Origin of the sequence: Natrialba sp. SSL1, assembly GCF_001861355.1 — an archaeon.
GTDB lineage: Archaea > Halobacteriota > Halobacteria > Halobacteriales > Natrialbaceae > Natrialba.
The window spans coordinates 1-710 of sequence record NZ_MASN01000015.1; the positions used below are offsets into that span (position 1 = coordinate 1).

At 51.3% G+C, this 710-nt stretch carries 1 protein-coding gene; it reads left to right on the top strand.

All coding sequences use genetic code 11. The features are described 5' to 3' along the window. Window positions 1-275 precede the first annotated feature (275 nt). Complete coding sequence (locus tag BBD46_RS23630; RefSeq protein ID WP_420883931.1) at window positions 276-611, top strand: DUF7344 domain-containing protein; 336 nt, start codon at window positions 276-278, stop codon at window positions 609-611. Window positions 612-710 lie beyond the last annotated feature (99 nt).

Sequence of the window (710 nt, forward strand, 5' to 3'; positions counted from 1 at the left end):
ACTTCAACTCATACTCACGCCCCGTAGAGTCATCGCTCTGCGGGGCGTGTTGCATGTATACCGTGTCGAAAGCAGACGACACAGTTTCCTTTATACCTCAATCCAGTGACGTGATCGCCACACTCACGTAATCGTATACTTCTGATCTTGTCGCATGCATGACTGGTTGGTCTTCGTACCAAATTCTTTTGGAGCGAACCTTATTCAACTGTCTCTGGTATGACCAGATCATGTCAGATTCCGGTGGATCATGGCTCGATACCGTTTATGGATTGATGTCTGCGTCCCGGCGACGGTACATTTTGTACTACTTTTTGGACAACCAAGCAGCAACGGTTGACGATCTCGTCCGCCAGATCTCCGAGTGGGAATCGGATGTGGTATCCGAGTCAATTCGCGTGTCTCTCCATCACCATCATCTTCCGCGGCTTGCAGAACACGGTCTCGTAGAGTATGGAAGCAGTGATGTCCACAGTACGTCCGCGTTCGGAACTCTCCGTGAAACTGTTGCTCAGGCTCGTGCGGTCGAAATGGACTCACAGGATGAGCAGCGTCCTCCTGCATTCAGGAGCGGCTCCGAATCAGTCTCGGAACCAGTTTCTGAAGACTAGTACCCGGCCGTTCACCAGGGGCCAATCAAGAGAATCAGCACAATGAGGGTGTCATAGAACTCTTGTCACACCGTGATGATCGTGCTTCCCGGATTATCT